13 protein-coding genes are annotated in these 13936 nt (G+C 68.6%); 11 read left to right on the top strand and 2 right to left on the bottom strand.

Going from position 1 to position 13936, the window contains the following annotated elements; all coding sequences use genetic code 11:
* Nucleotides 1-95: 95 nt before the first annotated feature.
* Nucleotides 96-1634 carry a hypothetical protein gene (locus QSJ18_RS10870; RefSeq protein WP_286326454.1) on the top strand — a complete coding sequence of 513 codons (1539 nt, stop codon included), beginning with the start codon at nucleotides 96-98 and terminating at the stop codon, nucleotides 1632-1634.
* 19 nt (nucleotides 1635-1653) lie between these two features.
* Here QSJ18_RS10870 and QSJ18_RS10865 read toward each other — a convergent pair whose 3' ends face one another.
* Nucleotides 1654-2772, bottom strand: coding sequence for a hypothetical protein (locus tag QSJ18_RS10865; RefSeq protein ID WP_286326453.1), 1119 nt, complete (start codon nucleotides 2770-2772; stop codon nucleotides 1654-1656).
* 80 nt (nucleotides 2773-2852) lie between these two features.
* Between QSJ18_RS10865 and QSJ18_RS10860 the strand changes: the two genes are divergently transcribed.
* From QSJ18_RS10860 to QSJ18_RS10845, 4 genes are all read left to right on the top strand, one after another.
* Complete coding sequence (locus QSJ18_RS10860) at nucleotides 2853-3329, top strand: META domain-containing protein (protein ID WP_286326450.1); 477 nt, start codon at nucleotides 2853-2855, stop codon at nucleotides 3327-3329.
* Nucleotides 3326-4318: a malate dehydrogenase gene (locus tag QSJ18_RS10855; protein WP_286326447.1), complete on the top strand. Its 993-nt coding sequence runs from the start codon at nucleotides 3326-3328 to the stop codon at nucleotides 4316-4318. Before QSJ18_RS10860 ends, QSJ18_RS10855 begins: the two co-directional genes overlap by 4 nt.
* Nucleotides 4319-4398: 80 nt before the next feature.
* The gene (gene ppk2 / locus QSJ18_RS10850) at nucleotides 4399-5232 is read left to right on the top strand and encodes a polyphosphate kinase 2 (RefSeq protein ID WP_286326445.1); all 834 of its coding nucleotides are present in this window, start codon (nucleotides 4399-4401) and stop codon (nucleotides 5230-5232) included.
* Nucleotides 5233-5236: 4 nt separating this feature from the next.
* The gene (locus QSJ18_RS10845) at nucleotides 5237-5533 is read left to right on the top strand and encodes a DUF503 domain-containing protein (RefSeq protein ID WP_286326444.1); all 297 of its coding nucleotides are present in this window, start codon (nucleotides 5237-5239) and stop codon (nucleotides 5531-5533) included.
* A 16-nt stretch (nucleotides 5534-5549) separates the two neighbouring features.
* On the opposite strand, the gene QSJ18_RS10840 is transcribed toward QSJ18_RS10845, so the two are convergent.
* Nucleotides 5550-6119: a mismatch-specific DNA-glycosylase gene (locus QSJ18_RS10840; protein ID WP_286326443.1), complete on the bottom strand. Its 570-nt coding sequence runs from the start codon at nucleotides 6117-6119 to the stop codon at nucleotides 5550-5552.
* A gap of 117 nt (nucleotides 6120-6236) precedes the next feature.
* On the opposite strand from QSJ18_RS10840, the gene QSJ18_RS10835 reads away from it, so the two are divergent.
* The 6 genes from QSJ18_RS10835 to QSJ18_RS10810 all read left to right on the top strand — a co-directional run bounded on the left by QSJ18_RS10835 (nucleotide 6237) and on the right by QSJ18_RS10810 (nucleotide 13926).
* A complete protein-coding gene (locus QSJ18_RS10835) occupies nucleotides 6237-9461 on the top strand; it encodes a BTAD domain-containing putative transcriptional regulator (RefSeq protein ID WP_286326442.1) in 3225 nt (1074 codons plus the stop codon).
* Between the two features lie 143 nt (nucleotides 9462-9604).
* Complete coding sequence (locus QSJ18_RS10830) at nucleotides 9605-11056, top strand: FAD-binding oxidoreductase (protein ID WP_286326440.1); 1452 nt, start codon at nucleotides 9605-9607, stop codon at nucleotides 11054-11056.
* 119 nt (nucleotides 11057-11175) lie between these two features.
* Nucleotides 11176-11598, top strand: a complete 423-nt coding sequence (locus tag QSJ18_RS10825; protein WP_286326438.1) for a hypothetical protein — start codon at nucleotides 11176-11178, stop codon at nucleotides 11596-11598.
* A gap of 36 nt (nucleotides 11599-11634) precedes the next feature.
* The gene (locus QSJ18_RS10820; RefSeq protein WP_286326436.1) at nucleotides 11635-12042 is read left to right on the top strand and encodes an SRPBCC family protein; all 408 of its coding nucleotides are present in this window, start codon (nucleotides 11635-11637) and stop codon (nucleotides 12040-12042) included.
* Between the two features lie 96 nt (nucleotides 12043-12138).
* Nucleotides 12139-13434, top strand: coding sequence for a polysaccharide pyruvyl transferase family protein (locus tag QSJ18_RS10815; RefSeq protein WP_286326434.1), 1296 nt, complete (start codon nucleotides 12139-12141; stop codon nucleotides 13432-13434).
* Between the two features lie 99 nt (nucleotides 13435-13533).
* On the top strand, nucleotides 13534-13926 hold the full coding sequence (locus QSJ18_RS10810) for an MmpS family transport accessory protein (protein ID WP_286326432.1): 393 nt from the start codon (nucleotides 13534-13536) through the stop codon (nucleotides 13924-13926).
* Nucleotides 13927-13936 lie beyond the last annotated feature (10 nt).

Below are 13936 nucleotides of genomic sequence, written 5' to 3'. Positions count from 1 at the left end.
GGCGTCTGGTGATGACTCGTCGTCGACATTAGAATTTCGACACTGGCCGGCACCGGCGATCCTTCCGGGCCCGGTACGCCGAGAGAGGGTCGCCGATGAACCGGAAACCGTTGCGCATTCTTCGATCGGTGCTCGCCGGCATCGTGCTGGCGGCCACCATCGGGTTGGGTGCGTTCAATTCATGGTGGGTGGCGCTGATCGTCGGCCCGCTCGGCATCATCGGCGCGTTCACCATGCTCGCCCCTCGGCCGACGCGCGTCTCCGAGTTGCCCGCCCACCGTCGCGGCTCGTCGTCGGCGGCGGTGCCGATCAGGGTCGAGGCACTGACCCGCAGCAGCCTCGGGACCGGCGAGGTACAGCCGACGATGGTCACGGCCACCATCGACCCGCCCGATGACACCGAATATCAGGCACGCTGGATCACCGCGATGACACGCGGCAGCTTCACGTCGCTGGTCGGGCAACCACATTCGACGCTGGCACCCACCGACCTACCGCCCCGCCCCGACGGTCGGCGCGCACCCGAATTCGACGACGAGCCCGGCCGCTGGGCGGTCATCTACCCGGCGATCATGGTGGTGACCCTGTGCGCAGTACTCTTCGCCGTCGGCGGCGGCTGGCATGTGTCGGCGCCACGTTCGATATCGTCGCTCGCCGACGCGATCGACAGCGGAACCGACGATTCCGACACCGCGGGCTCCGACCTGACGAAGTCGCTGAACACGCTGCTCGGTGCGGTCGACGAACACCTCGGACCGCAGGCGCGCGACAATCTGCTCAGCGTGCAACTATCCGGTGAGAGCGGTTCGGATATCGCCACCGTCTTCGACCCGCGGACCGGTCGGGCCACCAACGTCTACGTATCGGGACGGTCGTACACCAGCCCGGTCCCCAACACGCTGCGCAAGTCGAGTGTCTTCTCCGCAGGCGACCTGGCAAGCACCGATATGGGCGCCATCGTTGCGCGGATGAAAGCCGACGCAACCCCGTTCACCGGCGACCTCACCTTCGAACGGCTGACCGCCAAGCGGACCGACCCCGGTCAGCCGGTTCTGCTCACCGGCACCTTCGACCCGCCCAACGACCGCCGGATGTCCTCGGTCGACATCGAGGCCACCCTCGACGGATCGGTCGCCGGATATTTCGACCCGGGCGATCTCAAGCGGTCCATGGATCTCGCCAGATCCGCGCTGACCTCGGCGCAATTGTCACTGTCCGCCCCCGCGATCCGCGAACTCCGCATCCGGGGCACCGCCGACGGGACCCCCTTCCCACTCGAAGCCAGCAACGTCCAGAACAGCGGCGGCATCGTCATCGACCATGTGACCCCACGCCAGTCGGCGACGATCACCATCGTCCCCGGCAAGTTCCCCGAAGTGCGCACCACCTCGGGCAGCACCGGCGAAGGCGTCGCCTTCGACGACATCTCGCTCGCGACACTCGAATCGGTCCGCAATCAGGCCATGACACGCGGTGCGGTCTCCGACTTCGACCGCAACGGAGTGGAGATCGCGGTCGAATCCGAGTACTACCGCGACCCGCCGACCGTGATCACGGTCGGCGTCGGACCCGACGACGCATCGGAGGGGACCTACAGCCTCACCGGCGAATTCCTGAAGGCAGGCACGTACTGACCCGGTCGCACGGAATCGGCTACGCCTCTAGCGCCTTTCGGGTGACGGACTCCAGTTCGGCGAGTGTCGCCGACGGCGGATTCAGGGCGCCACGGTCGGCGAGCCGGGTCACGATGTCGCGTACCCGGCCGAAATAGGTGGCCTGCTCGGACGGGACGTCGGAGCCCGCGGCATGACGGTAGAGCTTGAGCGCGGTGTCGAGATCCTGCTGATCGGCCGGATCGAGATATCCGACCCCGACCTTGCGTCCCCGCGTCTCACAGACCGTCCACGCACGGCGCAGCCGAGCCACCGACTGCTGGTAGGCGTCGGCGCGCCCCCGATCACCCGGGTAGTCGTCGGTGCGTAGGGCGGTCGCCTCGTCGAGCGCGAGATGAAAGTTCTGGGTCTCCTCGACACTGACATCGGTGACCGCCGGGTACCGCAGCATCAGGGCCGGGTCGAGCTCGTAGGCCGCGTAGTCACCCAGGACCGCGTCGTGCCTTCGCGTCGCCTCTTCCCAGAGCCGGCGCGCGGCGTCCTCGGAACCGGCGTCGGCGACCCGCGGCCCGCCCGCGCCCCGATCGGGGACGTCAGCAGCGGCACGGGGTGTCGCCGCGACCTTCGCCGCCCGCTCCGACACTTTGGCGGGGGCATGCGCATGCAGTCTGCTGATGACCTCGGCAGCCGCCGGATCGGTGTGGACGACCGCGATCTCCCAGGTCTCCTCGACTCCGGAGGCGAGCGGATCGGCGCGATGCGGGTCGACGGTGACGACGAGATATTTGGTGCCCGCGACACGCAGTCTGCGGCCACCTGAGGACGCGGTGGTGGCCTCGGCCGGGCCCTCCAGCGAGACCGCGGCCAGCGATGCCAACGGGAAACTGACCAGCTGCCGGTTCTCGTCACCGAGGTAGCAGGTGTCCTCGTCGACGGTCAGCAGTATCGCCCCGCGTTCGCCCAGCCGGCCGTAAGCCGCGATCGCGGCGGTCAGGGAGACCAGCCCGGCCACCACCGCCGCGATCACCGCACCCGGCATACCCAGCGCGTTGAGGAGCACCAGCGCCACGATCGCGACCAACATCATGATCAGCGCAGCCTGCGCCGACCGGATGTGCCGCGGCGTGACGTACTCGGTGCGGCAGGTCACCGGCAGCACAGGTCACCGGCCACGTTCGTCGCAATATCCATCACCGTCACCATCTCCCAGGCCGCGCCGGTCGGCTACCGTTAGCAATTGTGAACCTCGACGTCGATCCGTCTCCCGTTCAGCAACGTCGCATCAGCTTACGGCGCGCCGCGCGTGTTCTCGCGCTACTGGGGGCACTCGTGGTGAGCCTGGCCCTCGCCGTCGGTGGTAGCGGTGGCGCGGACGCCGCCCCGACCGCGCTCCTCGGCAAGACCTACAGCTCGACGGCGGTCACCGGCTCCCCCATCCCGGGCGGCGGGCCGCTGGTCGTCAGCTTTCCCGACGTCGGGCACATCTCCCTGAGTGCGGGATGCAACCGGCATCTCGGAGTCGTCGAGTATTCAGGGTCGACACTGCGGATCTCCATGCTCGCCTCCACCCGGATGGCGTGCCCCGGAGCACGGGCAGGCGCCGACGACTGGGTGGCAACCTTCACCCGCGCCCCGTTGAATTGGTATGCGGTCGGTCACGCCCTCGTGCTGTCGGGTCCGACGAACCAGGTTCTGCTGGCCCGGAGCGCGATGTGAGCGCCCGCAAACCTGCCGTCGTCACCGTCACCGGGGCCGCGGGCAGCATCGGTTATGCGACGCTGTTCCGAGTGGCCGCAGGCGCCATGCTGGGGCACGATCAGCCCGTGGCGCTGCGGATGCTCGAACTCCCGCAGGCAGTCGGCGCGGCCGAGGGCACGGCGATGGAACTCGACGACGGCGCCTTTCCACTGCTGTCCTCGATCGACATCTTCGACGACCCCCATCAGGCCTTCGACGGCGCCAACTTCGGGCTGCTGATCGGCGCCAAACCACGCTCCAAGGGAATGGAGCGCGCCGATCTGCTGGCGGCGAACTCGGACATCTTCGCCAAACAGGGTGCGGTCATCAACACCGTTGCCGCCGAAGATATCCGGGTCATCGTGGTCGGCAACCCGGCGAACACCAACGCCGCGGTCGCCGCCGCTCACGCACCGGATGTACCTGCGGAGAGGTTCACCGCGCTGACCCGCCTCGACCACAATCGGGCCATAGCCCAACTCGCGCGGCACACCGACACACCAGTGGCGCAGATCAGCCGGGTGGCGGTGTGGGGCAACCATTCCGCGACGCAGTATCCCGACATCTTCCACGCCCGGGTGGGCGATCGCAGCGGCGCGGAGGTCGCGGCCGACCGAGACTGGCTGGTCAACGATTTCATCCCGACCGTGGCCACCCGCGGCACCGCGATCATCGAGGCCCGCGGGGCGTCGTCGGCGGCATCGGCGGCCAACGGCACCATCGACCACGTGCACGACTGGGTACTGGGGACGCCCGACGGTGACTGGACTTCGGCGGCCCTGCCGTCCACGGGTGCGTACGGCGTTCCCGAAGGTCTGGTGTGTTCGTTCCCGGTCCGTTCGGTGGGTGGACGCTGGGAGATCGTCGAGGGACTCGACATCAACGAGTTCTCGCGCGCACGGATCGACGCGTCGGTGGCCGAGTTGCAGACCGAACTCGACGCCGTCTCCACGCCGAGTGGCCGCTGAACGTCCACGTCCGCCATACGCCGATTCGACACACCCACATTCGGCTCGGACGCCGATCACCGCACCCGTAAGCTGTGATCATGTCCAAGCAGGGAAAGCCGAAGAAACAGGACAAGATTCCCAACAAGGTGTACGAGGCCGAGCTGTTCCGGCTGCAAACCGAGTTGGTCAAACTACAGGAATGGGTGCGCGTTTCCGGAACGCGGGTGGTGGTGGTCTTCGAAGGTCGCGACGCCGCGGGCAAGGGCGGCACCATCAAGCGCATCACCGAATACCTCAGCCCCCGGGTCGCCCGGATTGCCGCCCTGCCCGCACCGACCGAACGTGAACGCGGGCAATGGTATTACCAGCGGTACGTCAACCACCTCCCCGCGCCGGGTGAGCTCGTCCTGTTCGACCGTTCCTGGTACAACCGTGCCGGGGTGGAGAAGGTGATGGGTTTCTGCACTCCTGAGGAACACACCCGGTTCCTGCGGCAGACCCCGATCTTCGAGCAGATGCTCATCGACGACGGCATCCTGCTGCGCAAATACTGGTTCTCGGTGTCCGACGACGAGCAACTGCGCCGGTTCCGTGCCCGCATGAACGACCCGGTGCGTCAGTGGAAGCTCAGCCCGATGGATCTCGAATCGATTCATCGCTGGGAGGACTACTCGCGCGCCAAGGACGAGATGATGGTGCACACCGATACCGCGATGAGTCCCTGGTATGTCGTCGAATCCGATGTCAAGAAACATGCACGCCTGAACATGATGTCGCATCTGCTGTCGACGATTCCCTACGAGGAGACCCCGCACCCGCCGGTGAAGCTGCCGAAGCAGCCGATCCATTCGGGCAACTACCGTCGGCCGCCGCGCTCGCTGTCGAAGTACGTCCCCGACCACGTCGCATCCCTTCGGGGCAGCGACCACTGAACCGATGTGGATCGGGTTCGGCGAATTCGACCTCCTACTCGGGGACGTCCACTCGCTCAAGGAGAAGCGCTCGGTGGTGCGGCCCATCGTCGCCGATGTGCGCAAGAGGTTCGCGGTGTCCGTCGGCGAGGTCGATCATCTCGACAGCCATCGGCGCACGGTGATCGGAGCAAGTGTGGTGGCCGCCGACCGTAGCCATGTAACCGATGTGCTCGATACCGTCGAACGGTTCGTCGCCGGGCGTGGGGAGGTGACCCTGCTGGCCGCGCGGTGCCGGATCCTGCGTTCCACCGACATCTGATCGCGTGCCGAGGCGGTCAGGCGATGTTCAGCCCGGCCGCCTGCGCGACCTCACGGTAGGACGCCCCGAGCGTTGCGACCGTCTCGTGTGCGTTGAGTCCACTCGGGTTCGGCACGACCCAGACCTGCGCTCCATCCCAATCACCTTTTTGCCGTCCAGGTTTCGCAGCCCGGTCACCGAAGGCGATGCGGTAGGCGGTGATTCCGGCGACGGCAACCACCGCCGGGGAGATCTGCCGGATACGCTCACGCAACTGCTTTCCGCCGCTGCGCAATTCGTCGGCGGAGAGTTCGGCAGCGGTGGCGCTCGCGCGGGCCACCACATTGGTCATGCCGATTCCCCGATCGAGCAGGAGATCACGGTCGGCGTCGGTGAGACCGGACGACGCATCGATCACCTTGTCGACGATGCCTGCGGCCGCGAGTGCCGGGTAGAACCGGTTGCCCGGCCGGGCAAAGTGGGCGCCGGTGGCGGCCGTCCAGAGTCCGGGATTGATTCCGACGAACAGCAGTCGGCAGCGGTCGTCCACGAGATCGTCGACCGTGGTGCCCGCGTAGGCCTGCAGTTGCGCCCGAGTGAACCCCATGGCACCCAACCTACGCGGCGGGGTCTGCGACCCGGCGTCGGCCGAACGATCGGAATCGGTCTGCGAGCACCTGTTTCGTCGGGTCTCGGCGGCCACCGGGGATTACACTCAGCGCTGATGACCAGACCGTACTTTTCCGTATTGGGCGGTCTCGGTGCTCAACTGCCAACCGAATCCGCCACACCGCCCGGTGCCGGTGATGCCGGGAACCGGGTCGATCTGGGTACCCGCAAACAGCGGGTGACGCTGGCCCAGCTCATCCTGGCCGACGGCGCGCCCGTCAGTGTCGACCGGCTGATCACCGGCATCTGGGGTGATGACCCACCCGACCGCGCCGAGGTGTCGTTGCAGGCCTATATCTCCGGGCTGCGGAAGGCCTTGGAGCCCGACCGCCGACCACGCGCACCGTCGACCGTGCTGCTCACCCACGGGGCAGGCTACAGCCTCCCCACCGACGACGAGCAGGTCGATCTGCGGCGCCTGGTCGCGAATGTCACCGAGGCGAAGGAGATGCTGGCCCGCCACGAAGCGTCCGCCGCCGCGACCGTCCTGCGGGAGGTGCTGGCCGTCTACCGCCCGCTACTGCCCGAATTCGAGGGACTTCCCTTCCGCGACGAGGCGGCTCTCCATCTCGAGCGGATGCTCGGGGTGGCCCGCGAACTGTCCTACGAGGCGCGGCTGGCGATCGGCGATCATCGACTCCTCGTCGGCGAACTCGAACGTGCCATCGAGGCGACACCGCTGGACGAGAACCTGTGGACGTTGCTCGCGACCTCGCACTATCGTCTCGGCCGCCAATCCGAGGCGCTGGCCGCGATCGCCGATGCCCGGCGCATCCTCGCCGAGGAGATCGGGGTCGATCCAGGTCCGCGGCTGCGACGGTTGGAGAGCGACATCCTCGATCAGGCAGACCACCTGGAAGCACCGGCGCCGCCGTCGCCGACGCTGGTGCCCACACCGTCCGCGACGCCGGGGGCCGCCGGCCCGGACACCGCCCCCGCCGGCACCAACCCTGGCTCCCCGGCCGACGACGATCCGTCGCGACTGGTCGGGCGGGTCGACGAACTCGCCGTGCTGCATCGGGCCGTGGTGGCGTCGATGTCGGGTCCAGGTGGCGTGGTGATCGTCGAAGGCGAGCCGGGCGCAGGCAAGACCGCGCTATTGGAAGAAGCGGCGCGGCGGGCTCGCAACGCCGCCGACGTGACCGTGCTGTGGGGCCGCTGCATCGATGATGCCGCTGTTCCGTCGATGTGGCCGTGGGTGCAGATCCTCGGTTCGGTACTTCCCCAACTCGATCCCGACGACCGCGCACGCCTACTCGATACCGATCTCGGCCGCATGGTGACTGCCGGGGTGACGGTCATCCCACCGCCGCGCACCATGCCCGACGCCGCGGCGCGCTTCGGCTTCTACGACCAGGCCGCCGATCTCCTCGACGGTGTCACCCGACACACGCAGCTGATCATCGTCCTCGACGATGTGCAGTGGGCCGACAGCGCATCGCTGGAATTGTTCGCGCACATGGCTTCCCGCGGAACCCGCGGTGTCACGTTCTACGCGTCGCTGCGCAGTTCGGGAGCCGAACGCCGCGCAGCCGTCGACGAGTTGTCGGCCACCATCGCGCGGCTGCCCGGCCACCATCGTTTCGAGGTCGGCCCGCTGGTCGCCGACGACATCTCCGAACTCATCCGCCGCGAGACCCGGGAGTGGCCGGGTGCCGGTACCGTCGACTCCATTCTGCGCCGCACCGGCGGCAATGCCTTCTTCATCCGCGAACTCACCCGCATCCTTGCCGCGCACGGCTCGATCGCCGATGACGCGGTCCCCGCCGGTGTCCGCGACGTGGTGCAGCAACGTCTGCGTGAACTCCCCCGCCGGACCCGCGACATCCTCGATGTCGCCGCGATCATCGGCAGTTCGGTGGATCTGGTCCTGTTGGCCGCGACCATGGGCGCACCGGTCGATGACACCCTCGATGATCTGGACCCGGCGACCACCGCGGGCATCGTCGACGCGGGCGACGATCCGTTCGCCTTTTCCTTCAGCCACGACTTGATCCGGGAGGCGGTGGTAGCCGGAATCGGCGCAATCGCCCAGCGGCGGATACATCTGGCGGTCGCCGATGCCCTCGACCGCGAGGCGACGCCCCACCGCACGGTGCGCGTCGCCCGGCATCTGTGGTCGGCGGGACCGCTGGCCGATCGCGCCCGCACGGCGCAGGCCTTGGTCGACGCCGGGCAGATCGCCTTGAGTGCCTACGATTTCGAGGCCGCCCGACGCCACCTCACCGACGCCGCGACGCTGGCCCGTCAACTCGGGGACGATCGACTCGAGCTCGCCGCGATCACCACCGACCTCGCCGCCCGGGTCGCCCGAGACGGCTATTTCGCCGCCGACGCAGCCCTGCAGTCGCGGGCCCGCGAACTGGCCTCGGCCTTCGGCGACGCCCGATTGCTGGCCGCCCTGGACTACGCGCGCGCGGCTGCGCACCTGCAGATCGCCGACGTTCGCGTCGGAAGTCGCCTTGCGGCACGGTTCCGGACGCATGCCGAAGGATCAGACGATGCAGTGGTGACCCACCTGGGAATGCATGTCGCGGCGATCGCCGAGTTCGGTCAGGGCCACCTCGGCAGCGCACTGCGCATCCTCGATCAGTACGCCCCACTCGACGACGTCCCCGGAATCAGACCCGATCAGATGGTCTTGGCCCGCGGATTCCGAGCCTGGACGACGACGCTGTGCCGCGACACCGCCACCGGCCGCGCGCTGTTCGATGCGATCGAACCCGACCCCGGCGACCGGCTGGCCACTCTGGGCGTGGCCATCTTCGCGGCGAGTGCGGCCTCGATGGTCGGCGACATCGGCTGGGCCAGGTCGGCGGGCGGGCGCTTGCTGACGGTCGACGCCCAGGGGCCGCTCGACTATCTGCGGCAGGGCGGCGAACGGATGTACTGGTGGTCGCGCGCGATGGCGGGCGACCACGACGAGGCACTCGACAACATCGACCGGCTGACGGTCACCGACCGTCCGCAGCGGACTGGCATCGGGTTCTGGCTGGCGCTGCATGCCGAAGCTCTGCTCGCGGCGGGCCGGGTCGGCGATGCCCACACCCGACTGCTCGAGGCGCAGAGCTTCGCCGACCGCACCGGTGAGCAGTACCCCACCGCACATCGACTCATCGTCGAGGCCATGTGGTCCCGCGCGGACGGTCAGTCGTCCACGATCGTCGGCGAGCTGCTCACCCGGGCCTGCCGCATCGCCGCCGACCAGGAGGCTCCGGCGCTGGTGGACCGCGTGACACGCACGGCTACGACCTGGGGCATCACCCTCGGCGCACGCTGAGTCCGGGCGTGCGCCGCCGACTGCGAGATCGGCACCAAGTGCACCGCAAGTGCGCTCCAAGACCTGGACGGCAGGGTTGTTCCCACAAGCCGGTGATCGCATCGGCAGACCCGAAACCCCTGCATCCGTGAAGGAACACCTCGATGTCGCTGGACACCACCGCACCCGCTCACTCCGACCTGACCGTTCGCCCTCGCGCCTCGGTCCTGGCCACCCTGCGTGACACCATCGCCGGCGAGGTCTTCGGGCCCGACGATGCCGGCTACGACGCCGCCCGGATCGGATTCTCTCTCCTCGGCGCCTCCCGCCCCGCGGTGATCACGATGCCCGCCAACGCATTCGACGTCGTCGAGGCCGTTCGCTTCGCGATCGCCGAAGATCTGCGTGTGGCGATCATGGCCACCGGGCACGGTCCGGGCACGAACTCCGACGGCGCACTGCTGATCAACACCTCCCGCCTGGACGGCGTCGCGGTGAACGCGCAGCAGCGCACCGCCCGAATCGGGGCCGGTACCACCTGGGGGCCGGTGTTGGCCGCGGCCGCCGAGCACGGCCTCGCGCCGCTACTCGGGTCCACGACCGGGGTCGGCGCGGTGGGCTACACCCTCGGCGGCGGCTTCGGCTGGCTCGGCCGCCGGTTCGGTCTGTCCGCCGATGCGGTGCGCTCCTTCGAACTGGTGACGGCCGCAGGCGATCCCATCCACGTCAGCGCGACCTCACATCCGGAGATCTTCTGGGCGCTGCGCGGCGGTGGCACCGGCAGCCTGGGCGTCGTGACCGAGATGGAGATCGACCTGTTCGAGGTCTCGACCGTGTACGCGGGCAATCTGTTCTATCCCGCGGAGGATGCCCCGGAAGTACTGCGCAAGTTCCGGGAATGGGCACCCCGACAGTCCGACGAACTCACGTCGTCGATCACCCTGATGAACTTCCCGCCGTTCGACGAGGTGCCCGAGCCGATGCGCGGTCGCAGCTTCGTCCTCGTCCGCGGCTGCTGGTGCGGTGATCCGGCCGCCGGTGCCGCGGTCATCGACGAATGGCGGCGGTGGAAACAGCCCGCCATCGACATGTGGGGCGAGATGCCCTTCGCCGCGGTCGACGCCGTCAGCATGGACCCGACCGATCCGGTCCCGGCGATGGTGACCACCGAATCCTTCGACGACCTGCCCGATGAGGTCGTCGAGATCCTGACCGAGTCGGTCTACCCGGCCCCCGGCGCACCGCCGCTACTCATGTTCGGCGAGATCCGTCATGCCGGCGGCGCGATCGCGGCCGCCGGTGCGGAGGCGGCCAACGGCCGGGCTCGTGGCGACCGGTTCCTGCTCGAATTCGTCGCCATGGTCGGCGACCCGCACGCAGGTCTGGCGGTCGAGTCGGCACTGCAGGTCGCCCGCGCGCGTCTGGCCCCCTACACCACCGGCAACACGTACCTGAACTTCACCGAAGGCGACGACCGCGCGGGCCGCAGCGGCCAGGCGTTCAGCCCGTCGGCGGCCCGCCGTCTGGCTGCCGTCAAGCAGAACCTGGACCCGGACAACCGTTTCCGGCACGGTTTCGAGTTGCGGGCACCGCACCAGAACCAGCCTGAGGCGTAGCGCCTCAGGCAACGCCTGCCCGCGATTCCCCCGCTCGCGGCGCAGTGGAAGACGAGCAGGCCCGGCATGACGCTACCGGGCCTGCTCGTCTGTCTGTATGCGATAGGCATGATGGACCTATGTGCCCCGACGTCGACCCTGCCGACCTGACCACCGCGGGATCGGGCCGTCCACTGCTGATCGTGGACGCCGCCAACGTGGTCGGCTCGGTGCCCGACGGGTGGTGGCGCGACCGCCGCGGCGCCACCGAGCGCCTACGCGATCGACTCGCCGCGGTGGCCATCACCGGTCTCGACGCGGTATCCGGGCCGGTGAGCCTGCTCCTCGTCGTCGAGGGACGAGCCCGAGGCGTCGCGGGTACCGCCGATGTCGCCGTACTCGACGCACCCGGCTCCGGCGACGACGCGATCGTCGCGGCGGTGGCTGCCGAACCCGGCCGCCGTCGGATCGTGGTGACCGCCGACCGGGAACTGCGCAGGCGGGTTGCCGCGCTCGGCGCCGAGTCCATCGGCCCGTCGGCGCTGCCGCGGGGCACGGAGTGAGCGTTGCCCGACCCGTCCGCGGCTAGGCTTGGAGCCATGTCTGCAGCGCCCAGCCGTCACATCTCGGTCATCGTCGACGGCATCTCCCCGACCATCGTCTACGACTACGCCGCCGACCCCGACAACCTGCCGCGCTGGGCCGCGGGCCTGGCCGCCGACGTGCGCCGTGACGGCGACGTGCTGATCGCGGATTCGCCGATGGGTGAGGTCACGGTGAGTTTCGCCCCGCGCAACGCCTTCGGCATCCTCGACCATCAGGTGCAGTTGCCCGACGGGACGGTCGTCGACAATCCACTTCGCGTACTGGCACATCCGGACGGCAGTGAGGTGCTGTTCACCGTGCGCCAACGTGATCTCACCGCCGACGAATTCGAGCGGGATTGCACGGCGGTACAGGCTGACCTCGATCGCTTGCGCGACCTGCTGATCGCCACGCGGCGATAGTCGTCGGCGCTCGCCGGCCGCCGGCACGTGCACGCGGTACGACCCACCGGGAACCCAATGGATCCCGCTGCAGCTCACAGGCCGTAATCTCAGCGCATGCATTTGCCCTCCGAGGCCGCGCGCGCGGCCCGTTATGCGCGCCGGGTCGCCGTCGGGTCGCCGATCGGGAAGTCCCTTGGCCTCGATGAGGTCATCTACCTCGTCGCCCCGTCGGGATACCCCAACTACGGCGACGAACTGATCGCTCGCACGTGGCTGCGCCATCTGGCCAGGCATCGGCCGCGCGCCACCGTGGTGCTCGACTGCCACTCCCCCGGGCAGGCTTCGCTACTCCTACGCAATGTGCATCCGCGCACGGTTTTCGTGAACACGCTCTGGCAGCTGACCGAGCATGCGGGTAACGCACCGGTACCGGCGGCCGACGAACAGCCGGACCCCCGACAACCGTGGCGATGGGTGGCCCGGGCCGCCACCGATCCGGGCCTGGCCCCGCGGCTCAGCGAAGGTATCGACATCCTCAACCGGGCATCGACCATCCATCTGCTCGGCGGCGGATACCTCAACACCGTGTGGCCTCATCACGTTGCGCTGGTGGCGGCCGTGGCGGCCGTCTCGGGCAAGACCGGCGCCCGCGCCGTTGCCACCGGACAGGGTCTGATCCCACACCTCGAGGAACCCGCCTGGTCGGTGCTGCGGTCGGCGGCCGGCGACTTCAGCGTCTTCGATGTGCGGGACTCCGCCTCGGCAGATGCCCTGGGCGATATCGCATCTGCCGTCCATTCCGGCGACGACGCCTGGCTCGCACTGCATCGCCCGCCGCGCAATCTCTTCAACCGGTCCGGGCTGCGCGCCGACGGCGTCATCCTGTGCTTGCAGTCCGACCTCACCGACAAGTTCCACGGACCGGACGGCAGTGGCGTCGATGCTCTGGCCGGGTTGGTTCGTCGGACCCTGGATTCCTGGCGGGTGCCCGCCACGCGGATCACGGTCATCGAAGGTATCCCCGGACATGACAACGCCGTCGCACATCGACTCGGCGACCGGCTCGACGGCGCGCGTCGAATCCCGTTTCGGGATGTCTGGCGCCACGGTCTGCCCGCCGGATCGGGCAGCACGTGGATCAGCACACGGTTCCATCCGCATCTGATGGCCGCCGCGGTCGGCGACCCCGGTGTCGCGATCGTGCCGATGCCCGTCTACTACTCCACCAAGCACCAGTCGCTCGTCGATGCCGGCTCACACTGGACGATCGTCGATGACGGCTTCGTCGTGCCGGATCGACCGACCGCGAGGGGCTTTACCGCCCCCGACCGCGACAACGCCATCGCCGCGAAACTCGCACTGGCACAACGCGTTTATCCACCCACGGGTATCCGCCGCCGCCGCCCGTGACCACGGCGCCTCACCCCGGTACAGAATCATCAAGATTGACTGCACGGCAACGTATTTGATGGATTGGTCGACCCGGGGAACAAACGCTATCCTGTGCGCGTGAAGATCTTGCTCGCCGCCGTCGGGGTGGTCGTGAGTGCCGTGACGGCCACCACCATCGGGTCGGGAACGGCAGCCGCGAGTCCGGCCGCACCGACGACCGGCGACCTGATCAGCTATCGATTCTTCGCCGACAGCGGATTTGTCGGCATCACGTATTACGACGCCGACAACCGAATCCGACAGTTGCCCAACACCCGGCTACCCGACATCGACCCGGCCACCGGGTGGTACACCGGGACCCTCAGCTTCCGCAGCCGCTCGACCTACCAGTCAGCGATCGCCACGGTGCAGACCCAGGGCAGCTTCGCCGCCTGCTCGGCAGCGGTCAACGGGGAGAGCTCGGCACTGTCGCGCGCCCAGGGCCGGCACGCCATCACATCGTGCTCGTGACGTAGTCGAC

Origin of the sequence: Gordonia heveisoli, assembly GCF_030315745.1 — a bacterium.
Taxonomy (GTDB): Bacteria; Actinomycetota; Actinomycetes; order Mycobacteriales; family Mycobacteriaceae; genus Gordonia.
This window is presented reverse-complemented; position numbering and strand designations above follow the sequence as displayed.